21 protein-coding genes, 1 tRNA gene and 1 pseudogene are annotated in these 22,309 nt (G+C 72.8%); 10 read left to right on the top strand and 13 right to left on the bottom strand.

Features of this window, described 5'->3' with window-relative positions; genetic code table 11:
- Positions 1–46: 46 nt before the first annotated feature.
- Complete coding sequence (gene ugpC, locus AB0H87_RS12495; protein ID WP_360143238.1) at positions 47–1,138, bottom strand: sn-glycerol-3-phosphate ABC transporter ATP-binding protein UgpC; 1,092 nt, start codon at positions 1,136–1,138, stop codon at positions 47–49.
- A gap of 199 nt (positions 1,139–1,337) precedes the next feature.
- Here ugpC and AB0H87_RS12490 point away from each other — a divergent pair.
- Positions 1,338–1,411, top strand: a tRNA-Thr gene (locus AB0H87_RS12490).
- 20 nt (positions 1,412–1,431) lie between these two features.
- Here the strand turns inward: AB0H87_RS12490 and AB0H87_RS12485 are convergent.
- The 3 genes from AB0H87_RS12485 to AB0H87_RS12475 are packed head-to-tail and all read right to left on the bottom strand — an operon-like array spanning position 1,432 to position 4,756.
- Positions 1,432–2,685, bottom strand: a complete 1,254-nt coding sequence (locus tag AB0H87_RS12485) for an APC family permease (protein WP_360143236.1) — start codon at positions 2,683–2,685, stop codon at positions 1,432–1,434.
- The gene (locus tag AB0H87_RS12480; RefSeq protein WP_360143234.1) at positions 2,655–3,350 is read right to left on the bottom strand and encodes a phosphatase PAP2 family protein; all 696 of its coding nucleotides are present in this window, start codon (positions 3,348–3,350) and stop codon (positions 2,655–2,657) included. The genes AB0H87_RS12485 and AB0H87_RS12480 overlap by 31 nt, the downstream gene beginning before the upstream one ends.
- A gap of 53 nt (positions 3,351–3,403) precedes the next feature.
- Positions 3,404–4,756 carry a serine protease gene (locus tag AB0H87_RS12475; RefSeq protein WP_360143232.1) on the bottom strand — a complete coding sequence of 451 codons (1,353 nt, stop codon included), beginning with the start codon at positions 4,754–4,756 and terminating at the stop codon, positions 3,404–3,406.
- 138 nt (positions 4,757–4,894) lie between these two features.
- Between AB0H87_RS12475 and AB0H87_RS12470 the strand changes: the two genes are divergently transcribed.
- Positions 4,895–6,109 (top strand): DUF4032 domain-containing protein, encoded by a 1,215-nt coding sequence (locus AB0H87_RS12470; RefSeq protein WP_360143230.1) that lies wholly within the window; start codon positions 4,895–4,897, stop codon positions 6,107–6,109.
- Here AB0H87_RS12470 and AB0H87_RS12465 read toward each other — a convergent pair.
- Entirely contained in the window at positions 6,101–7,924 is a 1,824-nt protein-coding gene (locus AB0H87_RS12465) for an NAD-binding protein (RefSeq protein WP_360143228.1), read from the bottom strand. The two genes, AB0H87_RS12470 and AB0H87_RS12465, sit on opposite strands and share 9 nt — an antisense overlap.
- A 117-nt stretch (positions 7,925–8,041) precedes the next feature.
- On the opposite strand from AB0H87_RS12465, the gene AB0H87_RS12460 reads away from it, so the two are divergent.
- The 4 genes from AB0H87_RS12460 to AB0H87_RS12445 all read left to right on the top strand — a co-directional run bounded on the left by AB0H87_RS12460 (position 8,042) and on the right by AB0H87_RS12445 (position 11,251).
- A complete protein-coding gene (locus AB0H87_RS12460) occupies positions 8,042–9,190 on the top strand; it encodes a hypothetical protein (protein ID WP_360143226.1) in 1,149 nt (382 codons plus the stop codon).
- 66 nt (positions 9,191–9,256) lie between these two features.
- On the top strand, positions 9,257–9,700 hold the full coding sequence (locus AB0H87_RS12455; protein WP_360143224.1) for a YdeI/OmpD-associated family protein: 444 nt from the start codon (positions 9,257–9,259) through the stop codon (positions 9,698–9,700).
- 4 nt (positions 9,701–9,704) lie between these two features.
- Positions 9,705–10,439 carry a methyltransferase gene (locus tag AB0H87_RS12450; protein ID WP_360143222.1) on the top strand — a complete coding sequence of 245 codons (735 nt, stop codon included), beginning with the start codon at positions 9,705–9,707 and terminating at the stop codon, positions 10,437–10,439.
- Positions 10,436–11,251, top strand: coding sequence for a DUF3626 domain-containing protein (locus AB0H87_RS12445; RefSeq protein WP_360143220.1), 816 nt, complete (start codon positions 10,436–10,438; stop codon positions 11,249–11,251). The genes AB0H87_RS12450 and AB0H87_RS12445 overlap by 4 nt, the downstream gene beginning before the upstream one ends.
- Before the next feature lie 6 nt (positions 11,252–11,257).
- Here AB0H87_RS12445 and AB0H87_RS12440 read toward each other — a convergent pair whose 3' ends face one another.
- The 5 genes from AB0H87_RS12440 to AB0H87_RS12420 all read right to left on the bottom strand — a co-directional run bounded on the left by AB0H87_RS12440 (position 11,258) and on the right by AB0H87_RS12420 (position 15,640).
- The gene (locus AB0H87_RS12440; RefSeq protein WP_360143218.1) at positions 11,258–12,436 is read right to left on the bottom strand and encodes a DUF4241 domain-containing protein; all 1,179 of its coding nucleotides are present in this window, start codon (positions 12,434–12,436) and stop codon (positions 11,258–11,260) included.
- Between the two features lie 28 nt (positions 12,437–12,464).
- Complete coding sequence (locus AB0H87_RS12435; RefSeq protein ID WP_360143216.1) at positions 12,465–12,680, bottom strand: hypothetical protein; 216 nt, start codon at positions 12,678–12,680, stop codon at positions 12,465–12,467.
- 67 nt (positions 12,681–12,747) lie between these two features.
- Positions 12,748–13,845, bottom strand: a complete 1,098-nt coding sequence (nagA, locus tag AB0H87_RS12430) for an N-acetylglucosamine-6-phosphate deacetylase (RefSeq protein ID WP_360143214.1) — start codon at positions 13,843–13,845, stop codon at positions 12,748–12,750.
- Positions 13,842–14,768: an ROK family protein gene (locus AB0H87_RS12425; RefSeq protein ID WP_360143212.1), complete on the bottom strand. Its 927-nt coding sequence runs from the start codon at positions 14,766–14,768 to the stop codon at positions 13,842–13,844. The genes nagA and AB0H87_RS12425 overlap by 4 nt, the downstream gene beginning before the upstream one ends.
- Positions 14,765–15,640 carry an SIS domain-containing protein gene (locus AB0H87_RS12420; protein WP_360143210.1) on the bottom strand — a complete coding sequence of 292 codons (876 nt, stop codon included), beginning with the start codon at positions 15,638–15,640 and terminating at the stop codon, positions 14,765–14,767. Before AB0H87_RS12420 ends, AB0H87_RS12425 begins: the two co-directional genes overlap by 4 nt.
- Positions 15,641–15,830: 190 nt before the next feature.
- Between AB0H87_RS12420 and AB0H87_RS12415 the strand changes: the two genes are divergently transcribed.
- The 4 genes and pseudogenes from AB0H87_RS12415 to AB0H87_RS12400 all read left to right on the top strand — a co-directional run.
- Positions 15,831–16,616 (top strand): DeoR/GlpR family DNA-binding transcription regulator, encoded by a 786-nt coding sequence (locus tag AB0H87_RS12415; RefSeq protein WP_360143208.1) that lies wholly within the window; start codon positions 15,831–15,833, stop codon positions 16,614–16,616.
- 67 nt (positions 16,617–16,683) lie between these two features.
- On the top strand, positions 16,684–17,676 hold the full coding sequence (locus tag AB0H87_RS12410; RefSeq protein WP_360143206.1) for an ABC transporter ATP-binding protein: 993 nt from the start codon (positions 16,684–16,686) through the stop codon (positions 17,674–17,676).
- Complete coding sequence (locus AB0H87_RS12405) at positions 17,673–18,692, top strand: ABC transporter permease subunit (protein ID WP_360143204.1); 1,020 nt, start codon at positions 17,673–17,675, stop codon at positions 18,690–18,692. Before AB0H87_RS12410 ends, AB0H87_RS12405 begins: the two co-directional genes overlap by 4 nt.
- A gap of 177 nt (positions 18,693–18,869) precedes the next feature.
- Positions 18,870–19,094 (top strand): annotated as a pseudogene (locus AB0H87_RS12400) (DUF3263 domain-containing protein); the annotation flags it as partial.
- On the opposite strand, the gene AB0H87_RS12395 reads toward AB0H87_RS12400, so the two are convergent.
- The 3 genes from AB0H87_RS12395 to AB0H87_RS12385 form a co-directional block, all read right to left on the bottom strand.
- Positions 19,091–21,535 carry an AAA family ATPase gene (locus AB0H87_RS12395; RefSeq protein ID WP_360143202.1) on the bottom strand — a complete coding sequence of 815 codons (2,445 nt, stop codon included), beginning with the start codon at positions 21,533–21,535 and terminating at the stop codon, positions 19,091–19,093. The pseudogene AB0H87_RS12400 and the gene AB0H87_RS12395 overlap by 4 nt on opposite strands.
- A 10-nt stretch (positions 21,536–21,545) precedes the next feature.
- Positions 21,546–21,830: a hypothetical protein gene (locus AB0H87_RS12390; protein WP_360143200.1), complete on the bottom strand. Its 285-nt coding sequence runs from the start codon at positions 21,828–21,830 to the stop codon at positions 21,546–21,548.
- A 64-nt stretch (positions 21,831–21,894) separates the two neighbouring features.
- On the bottom strand, positions 21,895–22,309 hold a 415-nt coding region (locus AB0H87_RS12385), incomplete at its 5' end, for an ATP/GTP-binding protein (protein ID WP_360143198.1).

The following is a 22,309-nucleotide window of genomic DNA, read 5'->3' as shown; positions in this document are numbered from 1 at the left end:
AACGGCGGGCCGGTTGCCCGGCCCGCCGTTCAAGGGGTTTCGCGGATCAGAGACGAAGGCCGGTCGTCGCGTGGAACGCGTGGTTGTGCTCGGCACGCGGCTTGACGAACACGGTGTCGCCCATGTTGGGCATGTGCCGGCGGTCGGTGCGGACGACGAACCGCTCGGAGACGCCGTCGAGGGCCGCGTGGCCGTAGACGTTGGCGTCGGACCCGAGGTCCTCGACCAGCTCGACGACGACCGGCAGGCCGCCGTCGGTCGGGCCGACCAGGTCGCAGTCTTCCGGCCGGAAGCCGATGGTCACCTTGTCGCCACCGCCGTCGGCGCGGGCCGCGGCGACCTCTTCGCGGGTCAGCGGCACGACCATGTCGATGAACTTGGCGCCGCCGTCGATCAGCGGCACGGTCTTGATGTTCATCGCCGGCGAGCCGATGAAGCCCGCGACGAAGACGTTCTGCGGCTTGTCGTAGAGCGCCCGGGGGGTGTCGACCTGCTGGAGCACGCCGTCGAGCATGACCGCGACCCGGTGGCCCATGGTCATGGCCTCGATCTGGTCGTGGGTCACGTAGACGGTGGTGATGCCGAGCTTGGCCTGCAGCGAGGCGATCTGGGTGCGGGTCTGCACGCGGAGCTTGGCGTCGAGGTTCGACAGCGGCTCGTCCATCAGGAAGACCTGCGGCTCACGCACGATCGCGCGGCCCATGGCGACGCGCTGGCGCTGGCCACCGGAGAGGGCCTTCGGCTTGCGGCTGAGGTATTCCTCGAGCTGCAGCAGGCCGGCGGCCTCCTTCACCCGGCGGTCGATCTCGGCCTTGGAGGTCTTGCGCAGCTTGAGCGCGAACGCCATGTTCTCGTACACCGTCATGTGCGGGTAGAGGGCGTAGTTCTGGAAGACCATCGCGATGTCGCGGGCCTTCGGCGGCAGGTGCGTGACGTCACGGTTGTCGATGTGGATCGAGCCTTCGTCGACGTCTTCGAGGCCGGCGAGCATGCGCAGGCTGGTGGACTTGCCACAGCCGGAGGGGCCGACCAGGACGAGGAACTCCCCGTCGCCGATCTCGAGGTCGAGGTGGTCGACCGCAGGCCGTTCAGTGCCCGGATAGATCCGGGTGGCCTGGGTGTAGGTGACCGTAGCCATGAGGGGACACCGCTTCCTTTCACCGGCAGGAACGTGCCGGACGATCCGAGTGAAAAGAGCTGCCGGCCCGTCACCGCGCCGACACCAGTGCTGGTCACCGTAAACGTTTCTCGCATTCATGCCAAGGTTTGGGGCGACTACTGCCCCATTTGCCCTGGCAAGCGCTGGGCGCCCGGAGGCTCGGTATGCTGTGCTGGCTGCCCCTGTAGCTCAGATGGCCAGAGCACTCGCCTTGTAAGCGAGATGTCGCCGGTTCGATCCCGGCCGGGGGCTCTTATCGACGCCGATCGTCGTCAGGCGATCTGGAAACGGCGGTTGGTCGCATACCAGATCGCGCCGAGCACGAGGATCGCCGCGCCCGCGAGCAGGCCGCGGGTCGGGACCGTGGCCGCCAGCAGCAGGCAGCCCACCAGACCGAGACCCGCCAGCGTGCGGACCGGCAGGCGGCGGCCCTGTTCCGGGCGCAGCGTCAGGGCCGACGCGTTGGCGATCGCGTAGTAGACCAGGACCAGGCAGCTCGATGCCGCGATCGCCGTTGTCAGGCCCCCGACCAGGACCAGGACGATGACCGCGGCCGCGACGACCAGCTCCGCCACCGCGGGCACCTGGGTCGACGGGTGGACCGAGGCCAGGACCCCCGGCAGGTCGCGGCGGCGGCCCATCGCCAGCGCCGTGCGGCCCACGCCCGCCAGCAGGGCGACCAGCACGCCCAGCACCGCCACCACGGCGCCCGCGCGGACCGCGGTGGCCAGGGCCGTCGGGCCGGCCACCGATGCCACGGACGCCAGCGGCGCGGTCGACGCGGCCAGCCCGGCGGGGCCCAGGACCGCCAGCGCCACCACCGCCAGGACCGCGTAGATGGCCAGCACGATGCTCAGGGCCAGCGGGATCGCCCGCGGGATAGTCCGGGCCGGGTCGCGGACCTCCTCACCCAACGTGGCGATCCGCGCGTACCCCGCGAACGCGAAGAACAGCAGGCCCGCGGCCGTGAGGACGCCGCGCGCGGACGGCGCCGCACCGAGGGAGAGCGACGGCGTGCTCGCCACGCCGGCCACCGCGACCGCGGCCAGCACCAGCAGGGTGACCGTGACGAGGGCGAAGGTGACCCCGGCGGTCTTGGCGATGCCACGCAGGTTGACCGCGGTCACCGCGAGCACCGCCAGCACCGCGACCACCCGGGGATGGGACGGCCAGGCGTACGCGCCGATCGCCAGCGCCATCGCCGCGCAGCTCGCCGTCTTGCCGCAGACGAACGCCCACCCCGCGAGGAAGCCCGGGAACGCGCCCAAGCGCTCCCGCCCGTAGACGTAGGCACCGCCGGACTCCGGGTAGCGGGCCGCCAGCCGGGCCGAGCTGGTCGCGTTGCAGAAGGCCACGAAGCCGGCCACGCCCAGGGCCACCAGCAGGCCGACGCCGCCCGCCGCCGCGGCCGCGGGTGCGAAGACCACGAAGATGCCGGCGCCCAGCATCGAGCCCAGGCCGACCACGACCGCGTCGCGGAGGCCCAGGCGGCGCGCTAGGGCCGCGGGCGGGTGGGCAGTTGCCATGGGATCCGGTCTATCAGGCGGGTGATGAACACGCCGAGAAGGAGACCGGCGATCGAGTCTGTCAGCCAGTGGAAGTTCAGGTAAATGGTCGTCACGAAGACGATCGCCGGCGGGGCGATGCGCAGCCACAGCCGGGCCGTGCGGTTCAGCCACGGCGCCAGCAGCAGCGCGATCACGCCGTACCAGACGACGGTGTTGACGAGGTGGCCCGACGGGTAGCCGGTGTCGTACGTTCCCGCCGGCAACGCGCTGTTGAAGAGGTCGACCGCGTTCGGCCCGGTGTAGCCGGGCGCTGCCCGCTCGGTCCAGATCTTCAGCGGCATGATCACGATGCCGGTCAGCAGGAACGCGGCCACGACCGGCAGGATCGGCCACACGTTGCGCCGGCGCACCGCCAGGAACAGGGCGATGACCAGGCTGATCAGGGTGAGCGGGCCGCCGTTGCCGAGGTAGTTGAAGACCCGGGCCAGCCAGTACGTGGCCTGCGTCGTGTGGCTCACGCACCAGTCGCGCACGGCGGTGTCGACGCCGAGCAGGCCGCCGGCCGCCAGGACGCCCGTGAGCAGCGCGAACAGCCCGATCAGGAGGCCGTCGAACCACCAGCCGGCGGGCCGCACCGGCTGCAGCCGGAGCCTGGCCGCCCGTTCGGTGATCGCGTTACGCACGTGACCACGGTATCCGCGCGGCACATCCCCGATCCGGCCCGCCTACCGGACCTTCACAGGAGCTTCTTGATCCGGTTGTAAACCAGGTCGATCCGGACACCGCTGTTCGGGCACCCGCCGAAGTGGTGCAGGGCGATGACCCGGTCGGTGGCACGGGAGATCACCGGCGAACCCGACGAACCGCCCGCGGTGTCGCAGTAGTACGACACGTCGGTGTCCTCGCCGTACCCGTCGTACGCCGGGTCGTCGACCGCGCAGATGCCCTTGCCGTCCTTGTCGCTGGCCATCGCGATCTGGCCCGGGTCGCCGCCGGGGTGCTGCGGGATGTAGACCTCGCTGCCGCTCCTTGGGCGGGAGGTCTCGACCGTCAGGTAGCCGTACTTCTGGACCTGGGCGAAGTTCTCGACGGTGAACAGCGTGTAGTCGAGCTCCCGGTTGGTGCTCAGCACCTTGTCGCCCCACACCTTGGTGGGCTTGAACACCGAGTGCCCGCCGCACTTCGCGCACTGGTAGTCGAACCACACCTCGGTGTCGTACGCGTCGCTCGAGGTCACCATGCAGTGGTTGTTGGTGAGCATCCGGTTGGCCGCGCCGATCCGCCAGCTGGTGCACAGCTCGGTGCCGTTGATCAGCAGCCGGGCGACGGCCTTCGACTTCTTGTACGCGGCCGGGTCCGCCGACTTGTAGCAGACCGCGTCGCGGGCCTCGTTGCTCCCGCAGACGCTCTCCTCGCGCCCGGTCCGGCTCAGCGACCGCTCGCGGGTAGCCTCGGCCGACTGCTCGCTGTCGCGGAAGCCGCGGGCCACCTTGTCGACCCGCACGCCGAGACCGGCCGCCTCCTGCAGGCGGAGCGGGTCCGGGACGGCACGGTGCAGCGTGACCACCGCGGTGTCACCGGTGACCGACATCGCCCACCGGCCGCCGTCGGACTCCGCGGGCCGGCTGCCCAGCAGGCCGTCGACCACCTCGAGCGGGTCGCTGTCGATGCGGTGCACCTCGGTGCCCGCCGGGTCGGCGACGGTGACGTAGTCGCCCGGAAGCATCGTGAGCTGGTCGAAGTGGACCTTCACGTAGTCGGCGCCCGGGTAGCTGAACGTCTGCGCGTCGCTCTCCGCGCGGTAGCCGACCAGGCTGTCGACCGACTCCAGCGCGCCGACCTGTTGGCGGCCGACGGCGTCGATGATCCGGCCGATGCCCTTCGGGGCGGGGGCCACGGGCGCAGCCGCCTCGGCGCCACGCGGCGCGGCGGGTGCGGCGTCGGGTCGCACGGGTGCCGCGGCCCGGCCGAGCTTCGCGGTGCCCGCCGGGTCCGCCGGTGTCCGGTCGCCGGTCATCGCGTACGCCGTCGCGCCGGCCAGAACCACTGCCGTGCACGCACCGGCGACCAGCGCCAGAGTCCGCCGCATCCCTGATCTCCCTCGGCTCCTACGTGGACCGCCGTCGCCGGAGAAAAACCCCAGACCAGACAATCCGATCATCTCGCCACTGTGTAACGAGCCACGGTCGGGCGCGTAGCGGCGGTGTCAGCGGGCAGACTTGAACCCGTGCGCATCACCTCGGCCCTCATCGACCCGGCGTTGCTCGACCTTCCGTGGTCGACACCGCTCGAAGAGTGGCCGCCGGACAGCCTGGTCGCGCTGCCTCAGGGCATCTCCCGCCACGTGGTGCGGTTCGTGCGGCTGGCCGGCACCGTCTACGCGGTGAAGGAGACCGCCGAGCGCGTCGCGGAGCGCGAGTACGACCTGCTCCGCCAGCTCGAACGGATCGACTTCCCGGCGGTCGAGGCGGTGGCGATCGTGGCCGACCGGACGGACGCCGACGGCGAGCCGCTCGACCCCGTGCTGGTGACCCGGCATCTGCAGTTCTCGCTGCCCTATCGGGCTGTGTTCTCGCACACACTGCGACCCGAAACGATGAACCGGCTGCTCGACGCGCTCGCGGCACTGCTCGTCCGGATGCACCTGACCGGCTTCTTCTGGGGCGACTGCTCGCTGTCCAACACGCTGTTCCGGCGCGACGCCGGCGCGTTCGCCGCCTACCTGGTCGACGCCGAGACCGGCGCGCTGCGGCCGTCCCTGTCCAACGGGCAGCGCGGTGAGGACGTGGAGATCGCGCGGCTCAACATCTTCGGCGAGGCACTCGACCTGCAGGCCGCCGAGCTGCTCGACGAGGCGATCGACCCGGAGTGGGTCGCCGACGAGGTGATCGCCCGCTACGAGCGGCTCTGGCACGAGGTGACCTTCGAGCAGGAGGTCGCCCGCGACTCGCGGCACGAGATCGAGAAGCGGATCCGCCGGCTCAACGAGCTCGGCTTCGACATCGCCGAGGTGTCGATGTCGGTGGGTGAGGGCGGCCGGGCGTACGTGCGGCCGAAGGTGGTCGACGCCGGCCACCACACGCGCCGGCTGTTGCGGCTGACCGGGCTGGACGCCGAGGAGAACCAGGCCCGGGCGCTGCTCAACGACCTCGACGCGTACCGGGCGGACAGCGACCTGACCGACGAGCAGCAGGCCGCCCACCGCTGGCTGATCGAGGTGTTCGAGCCGGTCATCCGGGCCGTGCCGGCGCACCTGCGGCGCAAGCTGGAGCCCGCGGAGCTGTTCACACAGGTGCTGGAGCACCGGTGGTTCCGCTCGGAACAGGCCGGCCGGGACGTGGGCCTGGCCGCCGCCGTGCAGTCCTACCTGAGCGACGTGCTGGTGCACCGCCCGGACGAGCAGGCCGTTCTCGGCGTGGACGCACCGACGCTCTCAGTCTGAGCCCGCGACGCTGCCGTCAGCGATCGTCGGGTCCTCCGGCCCGGGCTGCACCGGGACCTGGGTCGGCGTCGCCGGCGGCGGTGTCGCCTGCTTGATCAGCCAGCTCAGCCCCGCCCGCCGGGCCACCACGGTCAGCTCGTCGCCGGCGCCGAGCACGGTGTCCCCGGGCGGCGCCCAGCGCGGTCGCTGACCGGCCTTGAGCAGGGCGATCACGCGTACGCCGCGCGGCTGGTCGGCGAGCCGCACGGGCTTGCCCTCCAGGGCCGAGCCCTTGACCACGACCACGATCGTCACCAGCAGCGCGTGCCGGCCGACCGGGATCGTCGCGACCACCTGCCGCTTGCGCAGGACCGCCGCGAACTCGGGCGCGGCCAGGTAGGAGACGCTGTGCGACCGGAAGATGCCGAACGTCGTGCGGATCCGTTGCGCGAGGTCGCCGTCGAAGAGCCGCAGCACCACCCGCAGGTCGGGCTGCAGCGCGCGCCCGTTGAGCGCGGCCTGCAGGTTGGTGACGTCGTCCGTGGAGACCACGACCAGCGCGCGGCAGGCACCGACCGACGCCTCGACCAGCGTCTCCTCCAGCGCCGCGTCGCCGACGATGACCGGGATGCCGAGCTGCTTGGCGACCACGGCGCCGCGGGCGTTGGGCACCTTGTCGATCGCGACCACCTCGACGCCCAGGTTGTGCAGCTGGCGGATCACCCGGGTGCCGACGTTGCCGAGCCCGACCACGACCACATGGCCCGCGCGCGGCACCGCGAGCCGCCCGGCCGAGAGCGCCAGCCGGGCCTTGACCATCGCGTCGACCACCGCGGCGGTGATCAGCGGGACCAGCGCGAGCCCGGCCACCGTGAGCACGATCTGCATGAGCTGGACCGCGACGCCCTTGTCGATCTCGACGTTGGCGCCATTGAGCGCCGTCAGCAGCGTGGTGTAGACGGCCTGCCACGGGTCGAGGTGCGTGCTGCCGTCGGCGCGGTAGAGCAGGAAACCGAAGACCAGCGCCACGAGGAGCACGGAGGCCGTCGCGATGCCGATCTTCCGGCTGAGGAACGACTGCAGCGCCCGACCGGTGCCGTGCAGCGGCCGGCGGAAGCGCCGCGCCCGGGCGATCCGGTTGGCCGCGGCTTCGGTGGCCGGTTGCGTGCCGGTGGCCTCGGCGAGCACGACGTCGGCCCGGTCCGGGTCGGGCAGCATCACCATCCGGTCCTGGTCGGTGGTGTCGGCGAGGCCACAGACCACCTGCTCCGGGCGTACGTCGGCCCGCCGGGCCACCACCAGCGTGCGGCCGTAGTGGTGGAAGTTGGTCGGCGCCACCTCGCCCAGCGCCGCGGCGACGAACGTGGGCGCGGCCATCGCCGCGTCGGAAAGCACCTCGCAGTCGCCGAGGAGGCGCTTCACGCCGTACCCGAGGCTGGTGTTGAACATCCGCATCACGACGCGGACCCGGGCGGCGATCTCGTGCGCGGTGAGCGCGGCGTGGATGTTGCCGACGTCGTCCTGCTGCATGAGCGCGAGACCGGCGGCCGTCTCCAGACCGGCGGCGCGCAGCGTGGCCTCGTCGACCCGGTCGGCGCGGATGACCCGGATGCCGCGGATCTTCGTGATTTCCGGTGCGGTGGGGTGCCGGCGCTGCGGCACGACGACGGTCACCCGCACCGCCGCCGGCCCGAGCGCGTTGACCAGGTGGTACGCCAGGGCGTCGTTGCCGCAGACGATGTAGTGCGGGCGGGCGTCGCCGTTGGAGGTGCGGAGCCCGTCGCGCAACCGGGTCTCGACCGCGCGGCGCGCCCGGTTGCGCCAGGGAACGACCATGAACCGGATCGTAGGGCGTCGCTGCGCGCCGAGAGCAACGTAACCCGAGCTTGCGTCGTTGGTCCGATTAGTGAGCTAGGCGGTAAATGCCGCTAAGGCGAAACGGAATGGACTGACATGACCAAGTGGATCTATCGCGCGGTGGGTACGGTCGGCGTCGCCGCCGGTGGCGCCCTGCTCCTGGCAGGTGGAGCCGCACAGGCCGACGAGATCGACGCGCCGGTGAACGACCTACGTGGTTCGCTCGACGGCTTCTTCACCCCCATGGGCGACCATGACCTGGTCGGCGGGACCCCCGATCTGGCGCCCGGACAGCACCTGGGCTTCCTCGCCGCGGTGCCGGCCAGCCCGGCGGCCGGCGTCGACCCGGTGGCGCTGGAGGCCGGGCCGGCGCAGCAGCAGCTCAACGGCGACGGCCTCGCCCTGCTCAGCCTGGGCGACAAGCAGGTCACCCCGAGCACCGTCAACGACGCGCTGAGCTCGACCGGGCCGCTCGTCTCGGACACGGGCGGGGGCCAGCTGGTGAAGGGCAGTGTGCAGCCTTCGGGATCGCTGCCGTTGCTCGGTAAGAACCCCCTCGGCGAGGACCCGCTGGGCCCGCTCGGGCTCGGCAAGCAGCAGCCCGCCGAAGACCAGCAGGCCGGCGACGCGCTCAGCGACGACAACCTCAACACGATCGGGAGCGACTCCCAGATGCGGACCCTGGGCAGCACGGTAGGTGTCGACCAGCTCGGCCGCGGCGGCGGCCTGGGCGACCTCGGCCGCGGCCCGCTCGGCGAACTGACGGAGAACCCGCTCGGCGCGGTCGGCAAGCACGCGGCGCCGGACCGGAGCGACTTCGACATCGCGGACCTGAAGGGCAGCGACCTCGACGGCCTGGGCGGGTCGCTGGTGCCGCCGCTGATCGGGGAGGCGCTCGAAGCCGAGATGGGTCCGGGCTTCCTGGCCGGGGCCGGGCTGGCCGAAGCCGACGGCGACTCGATGGTCGGCCTGCCGCTGGTCGGCCAGCTGCCGTTGTCGCCGCTGAACACGAGCGGCTCGGGCGGTCCGCTCGGTGACCTGTCCGCGATCGACGCGCTCGGCGGGTCCAGCGGGACCGCGCAGCAGCCGGCGGCGCAACAGCCGGCGCAGCAGCCGGGGCCGGCGCCGGCGCAGACCGGCCCGACAACCGCGAAGGACGCCAGCGCCCAGCCGCGCGGACACCGGCAGTGGTCGCGGTCGTCGTCCGAACGACCCGTCGCGGGCGAGGACACCGAGTTCCACTGATCGCTGCGCCGGTCGCCCCGCCCGGGGGGTTCCCGCGGGCGGGGTGTCCCGGCGCATACTGCGATCATGAGGTTCCGAGGCATCGTCACGCTCGGCGGCAAGACCGCGACCGGCATCGAGGTGCCCGCGGACGTGGTCGACGCGCTCGGCGGTGGCAAGCGCCCGCCGGTGACGGTGACCGTCGGCGGGCACGCCTATCGCACGACCGTGGCGCCGATGGATGGCGCTTTCTGGGTGCCGTTGAGCGCGGAGAACCGGACCGCCGCGGGGCTGTCCGCGGGCGACGAGGTGGACGTCGAGGTCGTCCTCGACACGGCCGAGCGGACGGTGGACGTACCCCCGGATCTGCTCGACGCCCTTGACCGTGCGGGCGGTGCGCGGCGCGCGTTCGACGCGCTGTCCTACAGCCGGCGCAAGGAGTACGCGCGCCTGGTCGAGTCGGCGAAGGCGCCGGAGACGCGGGCCCGGCGGATCGCGAAGGCGGTCGCCGAACTGTCCGCGGCCGAGTGAGCCGATGACTGCCCGCGGTTGGGACGCCGCGGCCTACCACCGGGTGTCGGTGGCGATGGACCGCATGGCGCAGGAGGTGCTCGACCGGTTGCCGCTGGACGGCACCGAGACCGTGCTCGACGCGGGTTGCGGCACCGGCCGGATCGGCGCGAGGCTGCTAGACCGGCTGCCCCGCGGCCGGCTGATCGCGGTCGACGCCGACCCGGCGATGGTGGCGATCGCCCGGCAGGCACTGCCCGACGTGGTGCTCACGGACCTGCTCGACCTGGCGCTGCCGGCACCGGTCGACGCGGTGTTCTCGACGGCGACGTTCCACTGGGTACTCGACCATGATCGGCTCTTCGACCGGCTCGCGGCGGTGCTGCGCCCGGGCGGCCGGCTGGTCGCCCAGTGCGGCGGCGCGGGCAACATCGCGGCGCTCAGTGCGGCGGCGGACTCCGTCGCGGCGCTGCCGCGATGGCGGTCCTACTTCACGGACTTCACGCCGAACTTCTATTTCGCCGACGTCGCCTCGACCCGGGAGCGGCTGGCCCGGTCGGGCTTCGTCGACGTCGAGTGCTGGCTGCAGCCGTTCCCGGTGTCGTCGGACGAGATGCTCTCGTACCTGGAGACCGTGCCCCTGGGTCCGTGGGCCCAGCGGGTGCCGCGGCCACGCGAGTTCGTCACGGAGGTCTGGGCGCGGACACCGGGCGACACGGTCGACTACGTCCGGCTGAACATCACGGCGCGGCGCGGATGACCTGGGAGCGGGCGGTCGACCACGTGGCCGCGCTGGCCACCGGCGGGCCGCTGGACCCGGCGCTGCGGGTGACCGTGCACTTCCACCCCGACCGCATCGCCGGGGGCGAGCCGATCCTCGCGGCGATGGCCCGGGACGGCGTCTACCGGTCGCAGTTCGAGACGGGCACGAGCAACGGGGGCCTGACCGCGTTCCCGGGCGGCGACCGGTGGCGCTGGGAGAGCCGGATCTTCGGCGGCGCCTACGACGCGGCGGCGTCCTCGGCACGCCCGAAGTACGGCTCGCTGAACCACCGGCGCCGCACCGAGGGCGGGTCGCCCCGGTTCGGCTCGGCTCACCTGCGCATGCGCCCGACCACCCTGCCCCGGACGACGTTCTGCTATCCGGACAGCTTCCTGGAGCCGGCCGACTTCGGCGTCGCGGCGCGGATGTCGCTGATCGCCCTGGCCGAGGCCGACGAGCAGGACTACCTGGACGACTACATCGAGGCACACGTACACGGTGTGGTCCGCTTCGAAACCGACGTGGAGGCGCTGGTCCTGGACCCGTGCTACCGCGGGACGGCGGTCGAGGAACTGGCCGCGGCGCTGGCCTGCCCGCTGGAGTGGCACCAGGGGTTCGCGCTGGACGTGTCGGAGTTCGCCCGGCACCCGGATTACCGCGGCCCGGAGGTGATCGAGGCGGGCCTGTCGATCGCGCTCGACGGCCGCCTGGACGCCCGAATCATCGGCACGGCGGTCAACGCGGGCACCCACGACCCACAGACCCTGAAACGGGTGTGGCACCACGTGGCCCGCTTCGGCCGGCCGTAACGCGGCTCAGTCGTCGTCCTCGTCGTCCTCCTCCTCGTCGTCGTCGTCGAACAGCAGCATGTCGGCCACGAAGCACACCACGCTGCCGTCCGCGGCGCGGCCGATCCAGGTCGGGTAGGAACCGTCGCCCCAGCCGCTCGACCAGGCGACCATCCGGCCGTCCCCGACGACGGCGTGCCGCGGCGCCACCAAGCCGCCGAGTTCCCGCCAGGCGTCGGCCAGGGCCGCCACCTCGGACGCGTCGACGAAGCAGGCCACACCGGCGTCGACGCCGAAACCGAAGAACTCCTCGCTGTCGAGGTCGAAGGGATCCTGGTCGGCCTTCAGCGCCATCTCCCAACGCGCCACCTGTTGCGCCGCGATCTCGAGCCGGACGGCGGCGACGCGGTGATGGCCGGGATCGTCGGTGAAAGTCGCGACGCTGATCGTCACCGGGTACGTGCCCGGCATCACCGACACCGCGAAGGGCTCGGAATCGTCCGGCAGGTACGACGGATCGGTCGCGACGAGCCGGCCCGACGGCAGCCGGAGGCGGCCGACGGGATGAGTGGTCAGCCGCATCCACCGGTCCCCGACGGCCCGCTCGGCACCGGCCTCGAACAGGTCCTCGACCGGGCCCGGCGACATGGAGCGCGGCGGCTCCCAGGGCGCCTCCGATGCGGTGCGCACCGGCAACCGGTGGTCGGCGGCCTCCGCCACGTCGCCGGCCTCGACACCGGCGAGGGCCAGCACCTCCGCCCACTGCCCGAACGGCGGCACCGGCACACGCGGGGCCGGCTCGTGCCCTTGGGTGACGCTGAGTCCGCCCCGGTCGCCGTCCGCCTTGTCCTGATCGATCCGCAGCCCATCCGGCTTGTACGTGGTGCTGTGCCAGGCCGCTACGTGCGGAAACTCGTACTCGCCCGCGTCGGGGGCCCCGGTCCACGTCTCCGCCGAACGCAGGAAGAGCTCGCCGGGTCGCCCCTGGCGCAGCACGTGGCGCGCCACCAGCCTGCTCTTCGCGTCGAACCGGGAGATGCCGCAGTAGCCGTCATCCCACGAGATGTCGAGCACGGCGTGGACCCGTGCACCGTTGCTGAGAATCACCGAGTAGGGCGACCCCTCGGCATCGCGGGCCGCGGCCGCGTCGGCGGTCAGTGGATTGACGACCGCCTTGTCCCAGCCATCGGCGTAGATCAACTCCATGGGCCAGCATCGTAGGCCACTGTGCTGGCTACCGACGTTCGCCGTTCGTGGCGTCCGGGGCCGTCGGGTCGGAGCCCGCGCGGATGGCGCGGAGGACGGGCCACACGATCCGTAGGCCGACGGCCCAGACGAGGAGGCTGGCCCCGCCCGCGAGCCAGCCGGCGCCCGGATGGTGGCCCAGGCCCAGCACGGCCGCGGTCACCAGCAGCGCGGCGGCCAGCCCGCTGCTGACCATGAAGGTCACCAAACGCCGCCTAGCGGTCACATGGGCATCATCCCGGACCCGTGCAACCGATGTGCGGGACTTTCGGTCAGCTCACCCAGGAGCCCGCCCGCATGACGCGGACCACGCGCAGGTCGGTGTCCAGGATGGCCAGGTCCGCGCGCCAGCCCGGCTGCAGCGCGCCGACCGTCTCGCCCAGGCCGATCGCCCGGGCCGGGGTCGTCGAGGCCATCCGGCAGGCGTCGACGATCGGGATGCCGGCGCCGACCGCCTGGCGTAGCGCCGCGTCCATGGTCAGCGTGCTGCCGGCGATCGCGCCGTCGCGGGTCAGGCGGGCCACCCGGTCGCGGACCTCGACCTCCTGGCCACCGAGCTCGTACGCGCCGTCCGGCATGCCGGCCGCCGCCATCGCGTCGGTGACCAGGGCGGCCCGGTCCGGGCCCGTGACGCCGGCCGCGAACGACAGGGTGCCGTCGTGCAGGTGCACGCCGTCGGCGACGAGCTCGCACACGACGCTCGGCGCGCCGAGCAGGGCGAAGACCGGGCCCGGCTCGCGGTGGTGCGGCGGGCGCATGCCGTTGAACACGTGGGTGCCGACGCTCGCCCCGGCGTCGACGGCCGCGAGCGTCTCCGCGTACGACGCGTCGGTGTGCCCCACCGCGGCGATCACCCCGTGCGACACCAGCATCCGGATCGCGTCGAGCGCGCCGGCGCGCTCCGGGGCCAGCGTGACCATCCGCACCGCCCCGCCGCCCTGCGAGATCAGCGTCGCCAGCTCGTCGAGCGACGGGTCGCGCAGGAACTCCGGGTTCTGCGCGCCGCAGCGCACCGCCGACAGGTACGGGCCCTCGAAGTGGATGCCGGCCAGCACACCGGCGTCGACCAGCGGTGCGAAGGCCGCGGTCGCCGCGCGCATCAGCGGGAACGGGGAGCTGACCAGGCTGGCGAACAGCGTCGTCGTGCCGTGCCGGAGGTGGAACGCGGCCGCGCGCAGCGCCGCGTCCGGGTCGCCGGTGGTGAACGTGTCGCCGCCGCCGCCATGGTCGTGGATGTCGACGAAGCCCGGCACGATCCACTGTGGATGAGCGACGTCCCGCGGCGTCACCGCGCCGATCTGGGTGCCGGTCACCTCGACCGAACCCGTCACGACGCCCGCCGGCGTCACCACCCGACCGTCGATCCTCACGCCGCCTCCACCGCGTCCCTGCCGAGCAGCCCGGCGCCGAGGCAACCCGCCGCGTCGCCGAGTGCCGCCCGGACCAGCGCCGGTTCGCGCTGGAAGGTCAACCGTGCCCGCAAGCCGTCGGCGAGCGGCGCGAGCAGCTGCTCGCCCGCCTCGGCCAGGCCGCCGCCGAGCACCACCACCGCGGGGTCGAACAGCGTCTGCGCGATGGCCAGGCCGTCGGCGAGCGCGTCGACCGCCTCGCGCCAGGCGCGCTCCGCGACCGGGTCGCCCGCGGCGGCCGCGGCCGCCACCTCCGCCGCCGAGCGGGGCGCGCCGGCCAGGGCCGCGTAGCGACGGGCCAGCCCGGCCGCCGAGGCCTCGGCCTCCAGGCAGCCGCGCGCTCCGCAGCCGCACAGCGCCCCGCCGGGCCGGACGACGATGTGCCCGAGCTCCCCGGCCGAGCCGTGTGCGCCGGCGAACGCCCGGCCGTCGACCACGTGTGCGGCCGCGATGCCGGTGCCGATCGCCACGAACAGCACGTGCCGGTGTCCCGCCCCGGCGCCGAGCCGGGCCTCCGCGACACCACCGGCCCGCACGTCGTGGCCGAGCGCGGCCGGCAGGCCGAGGCGCTGGGAAACCAGATCCCGCAGGGGTACGTCGCGGAACCCCACGTTGGCCGCCCAGACCGCGATGCCGCGCTCCTCGTCGACCACGCCGGGCACCGCGACGCCCGCGGCCACCGGGGTGCGCCCGTCGGCGCGCGCCTTGCCGGCCAGCGCGGCCGCCACCTCGAGGATCGTCTCGACGACCGCCTCGCCACCGGCCGCGGCGTTGGTCGGGTGCCGCTCCTCGTGCAGCAGCTCGCCCGACGCGGCGACGAGGCCGCACTTCATCCCCGTGCCGCCCACGTCGAGCGCCACGATCACGTCGTCCGGTCGGGTCATCGCGGTTCCAACACGACGGAGCGGGTGAGGTTGCGCGGGGCGTCGGGGTCCAGCCCGCGGTGCGCCGCCAGCGCGACCGCGAACCGCTGCGCCAGGATCAGCTCGGCCATCGGGTCAAGCGTGGCACCGCCGTCGACGAATTGCGCACCGGTCGCGGCGACCTCGCCGGCCAAACCGGGCGGCGGTGCGCCGAGCGACCAGACCGCCCGCCCGGGTGCGGCGATCGCGATCGGTCCGTGCCGGTAGTCCATCGCCGGATAGGCCTCGGCCCAGAACGTCGCCGCCTCACGGCACTTCAGGGCCGCCTCGTAGGCGAGCCCGACCGTCCAGCCCTGCCCGACGAACGTGACCTGCTCGACCGCGGCCGGGTCGACCGGCAGCGGCGCGTCGAGCGCGCGCTGGGCGTCGCCGGCCAGCGCGGCCACGTCCTCGCCGAGGCCGGCGCGGAGGAGCGCCAGCGCGCTGGTCGCGAACCGGGTCTGCACGACGGACCGTTCGTCGGCGAACGGCAGCGCGATCGTCGCGCCGGCGGCGCGCACGGCCGGCGAGCCGGGGTCGCCGACGATCAGCAGAGACGGCCCGGGCAGGGCGGTGAGCAGGTCGACGACCTCGGTGGTGGTGCCGGACCGGGTGATCGCCAGGACCAGGTCGTACGCCCGGCCGCGCGGGAACTCGGACGCCTGGAACGCGTCGGTCTCGCCGTGCCCGAGGCGCTCGCGCCGCGCGGCGTACGCCATCCCCATGAACCAGCTCGTGCCGCAACCCACGACGGCCACGCGCTGCCCGCGGCGCGGCAGCGGGGCGAGGTCGAGGCCTGCGACGCGCTCCCAGATCGCCGGCTGGCTGGCGATCTCCGCCTCGACGTGCGTCACCGATCCACCCCCACGGGAGCCTGCGCGAATCAGCTCGATAATCGCTGTTTCCGCGCGTTATTGTGCAGGAGAAGCTATCGTGCGGCAAGCGTGCGCGGATCGCGCGCTAGCGCGCAGGCATGGCGTTGCTTGCGGGTCGTTTCGCGCACTAGTGTGCACGCAATTACAGGGACCGTGCCAGGGGGTCGATGTGGACCGGTACGCGCGTTGGAACGCCCTGCTCGAGCTGCTCACCGAGAGCGGCCGGGTGAGCGTCGAAGACGCGGCGCAGCGGCTCAACGTCTCGCAGGCGACCATCCGGCGGGACTTCGACCAGCTCGGCCAGCAGCAGATGATCACCCGGACCCGGGGTGGCGCGGTCGCCAACGGTGTCTCGTACGACCTGCCGCTGCGCTACAAGACCGCCAAGCACTCCGCCGAGAAGCAGCGCATCGGTGCGGCCGCCGCGGCCATCGTCGAGCCCGGCATGGTGGTCGGCCTCAACGGCGGCACCACGACCACCGAGGTGGCCCGCGCCCTGGCCGTGCGCCCCGACCTCAACTCCAGCGCCGACGGGGCCCAGCTCACGATCGTCACGAACGCGCTCAACATCGCCAACGAGCTGCTCGTGCGGTCGCGGATGAAGATCGTCGTGGCCGGCGGCGTGGTCCGGCCGCAGTCGTTCGAGCTGGTCGGTCCGCTCGGCGGCGCGCTGCTCCGCGAGGTCACGCTCGATGTGGCGCTGCTCGGCGTCAACGCGATCGACGCGACGCTGGGCGCCGCCGCGCACCACGAGGGCGAGGCGGCGATGAACGCGCTGATGGTCGCCCGGGCGCGGCGGGTCGTCATCATCGCGGACTCGTCCAAGTTGGGCGGTCACGCGTTCGCCCGGATCTGTCCGATCGACCGGGTCGAGACGCTGGTCACCGACTCCGGAGCGACACCGGAGGCGGTCGCGCCGTTCCGGGCCGCCGGGGTCCGGGTGATCACCGCATAGCGGTCTATCCGAATACCTGCATACCCAGTATCGTGTGCGCGATCCGCCCAGAGAACGGGGAGCGCGCGTGCCGGCCGTACTGGAGATATCAGGTCTGGAGAAGACCTATCGCAGCAGACGCCGCGGGGCGCGCAAGGCCCTCGACGGCTTCGACATGGTCGTCGAGTCCGGACAGGTGCACGGCTTCCTCGGGCCCAACGGCTCCGGCAAGACGACCACGCTGCGTACGCTGCTCGGCCTGATCACACCCAACGGCGGCCGCATGACGCTGCTGGGCGAGCCGGTCCCGGGCGCCCTGCCGCGGGTGGCCGGCCGGGTCGGCGCGATCGTCGAGAGCCCGCAGTTCTTCCCGAACTTCTCGGCGCACGACACCCTGTCGCTGCTCGCCGACGCCGGCGGGGTGGGCAGGCAGCGCGTTCCCGAGGTGCTGGAGCTGGTCGGCCTGCGCGACCGGGCCAACGAGCGGGTCCGCACCTACTCGCTCGGCATGAAGCAGCGGCTGGCCGTGGCGTCGGCCCTGCTCAAGAAGCCTGACCTGCTGATCCTGGACGAGCCGGCGAACGGTCTCGACCCGGGCGGCATCCGGGAGATGCGCACGCTGATGCGGGGCCTGGCCGAGGCCGGCATGACCGTCGTGCTGTCGAGCCACATCCTCGCCGAGGTCCAGCTGATCTGCGACTCGGTCACGATCATCTCGCGGGGACGCCGGGTGGCCTTCGGTCCGGTCGCGGACGTGCTCGCCCAGCATGCCGGCGGCGGTGTGACAGTGCGGCTCGAGTCCGCCGACGACCTGTCGGTCGCCGCCGAGATCCTGATCGCGGCCGGCGCCCGGGTGACGCCCGAACACGACCGGTTGGTGGTGAGCAACGTGGAGAAGCCGGCCTGGGTGACCCGCACGCTGGCCGAGCGCGGCTATTACGTCAGCGAGCTGGCGCCGGTCAAGGTCGACCTGGAGAGCGTCTTCCTGGAGCTGACCCAGACCGCGCCGGTGGCGGGCCAGGCCCGCCAGGTCGACGACTCCGCGGTGGCCGCGCCGAGCCAGGGCGGGTGGGGCGTGTGAGCCTGCCCAAGGCGGAGGTGCGCCGGCTGTTCAAGCGCCGGGTCACCCGCATCTTCCTCGCGATCACCCTGGTCGGCCTCGCCATCTTCCCCGTGGTCTTCATGATCAACAGCAAGACCAGCAGCCCGGATGTGCGTGCCGCGGCCGAGCTCCAGGCGAATCTGGAGTTCGAGCGGGCCACTGCCCAGTACCAGCAGATGCGCACGGAATGCGAGGCCGCGAAGGCCCGGGGCGAGACCGGGCTCGACGAGCGGTACGGCCCCAACTGCGGCGCCGACTTCCCACCGCAGGCCGAGTGGTTCCCGGCCGAGGCCTACCTGCCCTACGAGTTCAACTTCCGCGACGAGTTCCCGGCGTCGCTGGAGGTGCTCGCGGCGATCCTCGCGATGGTCGCCTTCGTCGTCGGTGCCTCGTTCGTCGGCGCCGAATGGAACAGCGGCGGCATGATGAACCTCCTCCTGTGGCGGCCGCGCCGGGTCCCGGTGCTGCTCACCAAGCTCGGCGTGCTGGTCGGCTCGATGCTCGGTGTCACGGCCGTCGTCACAGCACTGTGGACGGTCGCGTTCTGGGCGATCGGGCGCTTCGACGGCCGCCTCGGCGAGCTGACCTCGGGTGTCTGGCAGTCGTTCGGGCTCACCGGCCTGCGCGGCGTGACGCTCGTGCTGCTCGCCGCGACCATCGGGTTCTGCCTCGCCTCGATCGGCCGGCACACCGCGATGGCGCTCGGGGTCGGCATCGGCGCGATCGTCGTCAGCGAGATCGGGTTGCGGATCGTGTTCGAGCTGATCCGGGTTCAGTTCGGTGACCGGTACATCCTCTCCACCTACCTGGTGGCCTGGTTCGAGAAGAGCATGACGATCGTCGACTACCGGGCCTGCGACTTCATCTCCAACGGACCGTGTACGCCGCCGGAGTACGTCGTCACCTGGCAGCAGTCGGGCGTGCTGCTCGCCACGGTCCTGGTGCTCGGCGTGTTCGGTGCGGTGTGGTCGATGCGTCGACGGGACGTGACATAGGTACGTCTTTGATCACACTCAATGAGCGGTGCGGGGTGCCTCGCGCGCCGCTAGGCTGGTTGGCATCCCCAGTCGACGCGTGTGTCGAGGAGTGCCATGATGCCCGCCGCCGCTGACCAGGCCGACACCAACGACGACGACGAGGTGCTGGAGTCCCCTGTGGACGCCGGGCCGAGCCTCACCGAGCGCGAGCTGCAGATCCTGGCCTTCGAGCGCAAGTGGTGGAAGCACGCCGGCGCCAAGGAGCAGGCCATCCGCGACGCGTTCGACCTGTCGGCGACGCGCTACTACCAGCTGCTCAACGGCCTGCTCGACAACCCGGCCGCGCTGGCGGCGGAGCCGGTCGTGGTCGGGCGCCTGCGCCGCCTGCGGTCGACCAGGGCGCGCTCCCGCCGGCGTTAGGAGCGGCTCTCCGCGTACGCCTCGAGCCGGGCGACCTGCATCGGGTCCAGCGACGGGCGGACGCGCTGGCGGGCCGCGGCGACGTGCTTCGCGGTGACCGACGTGGCCTCCAGCGACTCGCGCATCGCGGCCAGCGCCGCCTCGCGGATCAGGGCCGCGCAGTCGGCGGCGGAGAAGCGGTCCAGCTCGCGGCCGAGCACCGCCAGGTCGACCTCGGGGTCCAGCGGGACGCCCCGGGCGGCCGCCTTGAGGATCTCGGTGCGGGCCGCGGCGTCCGGCGGCGGCACGAAGACCAGCCGCTCCAGCCGGCCCGGCCGCAGCAGCGCCGGGTCGACCAGGTCCGGCCGGTTGGTCGCGCCGATGACCACCACGTCCCGCAGCGTCTCGATGCCGTCGAGCTCGGTGAGCAGCGCCGCGACCACCCGGTCCGTGGTGCCGCCGTCGGTGGACTGCCCGCGCAGCGGCGCGAGCGCGTCGACCTCGTCCAGGAAGATCAGCGTCGGCGCCGCCTCGCGGGCCCGGCGGAACAGCTCGCGGACCGCGCGCTCACTCTCACCGACCCACTTGCTCAGCAGCTCCGCGCCCTTCACCGACAGCACGTTGGCCTTGCCGCTGCCGGCCAGCGCCGTGACCAGGTAGGTCTTGCCGCAACCCGGCGGACCGTAGAGCAGCACCCCGCGCGGCGGCCGCACGCCGAGCCGGGCGAACGTGTCCGGATACGTCAGCGGCCAGAGCACCGACTCCGTCAGCACCTCCTTGACCGCCACGAGGTCGCCGACGTCGTCGAGGGTGAGCCCGGACAGCTCCAGTGTGGACGATGCCATCGAGGTCGGCCGGACCACCTCGAGCGCGGCGGCGAAGTCGGCGGCGGTGACCACCGGCGCCTCCACCTGCCGTTGCCGCAACGCCGCCCGCACGCCGGCCTCGCGGACGAGTGCGGCCAGGTCGGCGGCGACGAATCCGGGCGTACGCGCCGCCACGTCGTCGAGCTGCACGTCCTCGGCGAGCGGGGTCGACCGGGTGAAGACCGCGAGCTGCTCGCGGCGCATCGCCTGGTCGGGCAGCGGCACCGCGATCTCCAAGGAGAGCAGGTCGGGCGCGCGCATGGCCGGGTCGATCTCCTCCGGCCGGCTGCTCGTGCAGACCACGGCCGCGCCGGCCGCGACCAGCTCGCGGAGCAGCTGCCGGAACACGGTCGCGACCGGACCGGGATTGTCCTGCGGCGCGAGCGCGTCGACGTCGGTGACCATCACGACCGTCGGCGGCTCGGTGGTGCGCTCGGCGACGACGGCCCGCAGCCGGGCGGCGGCCGCGTAGTTCGTGAGGGCGGCGATCTCCGGTGCCCAGACGGTCAGCAGCCGGGCGCCGACCGCGGCCGAAACGGCCCGCACGAGGTCGGACTTGCCGGACCCGGCCGGGCCGGTGATCAGCACGCCGAGCGACACCGAGGTGGCCAGCCGGCGCAGCACGTCGCGGTGGTGGAAGCCGAGGTCGAGCAACTCGGTCAACTGCTGCGCCTGGTTGCGCAGGCCGGGCAGGTCGTCGACGCTGGGCGCGTTCGGGTCGACCGCCTCGTCGACCACGGTGCCCTCGACCACCTCGCCGTCGATGACGGTCGAGTCGGACCCCGCCGAGTCGCCGCCGGCCGAACCGGCACCGCGCGCACCCGCCCGGCCAGTCCCCGCGCCTGCTCCTGCGCCGGCACCGGCGCCTGTTCCTGCGCCGGCACCCGCGCCTGCTCCTGCGCCGAATCCTGCACCGGCACCCGGGCCTGCTCCTGCGCCGGCACCCGCGCCGGTCCCTGCGCCAGCTCCGGCGCCCGTTCCCGCCCTGGCGCCGGGGCCGCCCGCACCTGGCGCTTGGGTGATTTGTCCGTTCTCCCAGCCCACCACCGTGTCCATCGTGACGAGTGTGGCGTCCCCCGGCGTCACGTCCACGACGCTCAGCAGCGTGCTGGTCCAGGCGTACCCGACCCGGTTCGCCAGGCTCTGCCGCGCCGCCGCGACCAGCGACCGCGCGGCCTCGTCGGGCACCACGTCCTGTGGCAGCAGCGACACGTCGTCGCCGGTCGAGATGACCTTGCCCAGCAGGGCCAGTCGGAGCATCTCGGGCGACACGACCGCTACGACGTTGGGCGCGCCCCGCAGGGTCGCCCGCCGCGCCGCCACCACCGGGGTGGGGGAGATGGTCACCTGTGCGCCGTCGCGTACGCCCAGGTTGCCGAGCATCAGGTCGTCCGCGTGCAGCAGCCCCCGCCCGTCGGACGGCTCGCCCGGCGCCACGATCCCGGCCGTGGTGCGCCGACCGGTCAGCCGCACGGGGTCGCCCGGGCGCAGGCCGAGCGCGCTGAGCACCTCGGGGTGCAGCCGGACGATGCCGCGGCGGGCGTCGAGCGCCGCCGGCCGCAGGCTGACGGTCAGGACAAGGTCACGATCGGCCACCCCGCCGACACTAATCCGGATCCGGCCCGAGCAGCGTATGGTCGCGCCGGATCAGGTCGGCGAGCTTGGTCGCGGCGTCCTTGACCGGGCCCGGGGAGATCGCGACGGCGTCGTTGACCCAGCCGACCGTGAACGCGGTGCTGTCGCCGGCCGACTCGACGGAGATCGTCACCATGGTGTCCGGATGCCGCTCGACGACCCGACGTACCGCCTCGGCGACCTCAGCCGCCACGGACGTCCGCCTGTTCGTCGCCGCTTCCGCCCGCAGCCGTTCGAGTTCTTCCCGCCGTGCCATGCGGTCGAGTGCATCGCCGAACGCGTCTCTCATCCGGACCGACCTCCGTCCCCGTAACCCTGCCCTACACCCCTCCGCGTTCTCGCAAGGCCCGATCCAACGCCCGGTCGAGGAGCACGAGCAGGGCGTCGCGGACCGACAGGCGTTGCCGCGCGTCGAACCGCACCACCGGCACGTGGTCGCCGACCGCCAGCGCCCACCGCACGGCGTTGAGGTCATGGGTGAGTTGCCCGTCGAACGCGTTCACGGCCACCACGAACGGCACATCCGCCCGTTCGAAGTAGTCGATGGCGAAATGACACTCGTCCAATCGGCCGCTGTCAACCACTACCAGGGCGCCGAGTGCACCACGGGTCAGGTCGTCCCACATGAATCCGAACCGGGACTGGCCTGGCGTACCGAACAGATAGAGCTTGAGGCTCCCGTCGATGGTCACGCAGCCGAAGTCCATGGCGACCGTGGTGGTGGTCTTCGTCGAC

The sequence above is a fragment of the Asanoa sp. NPDC050611 genome, from assembly GCF_040654855.1.
Taxonomy (GTDB): domain Bacteria; phylum Actinomycetota; class Actinomycetes; order Mycobacteriales; family Micromonosporaceae; genus Asanoa.
This window is presented reverse-complemented; position numbering and strand designations above follow the sequence as displayed.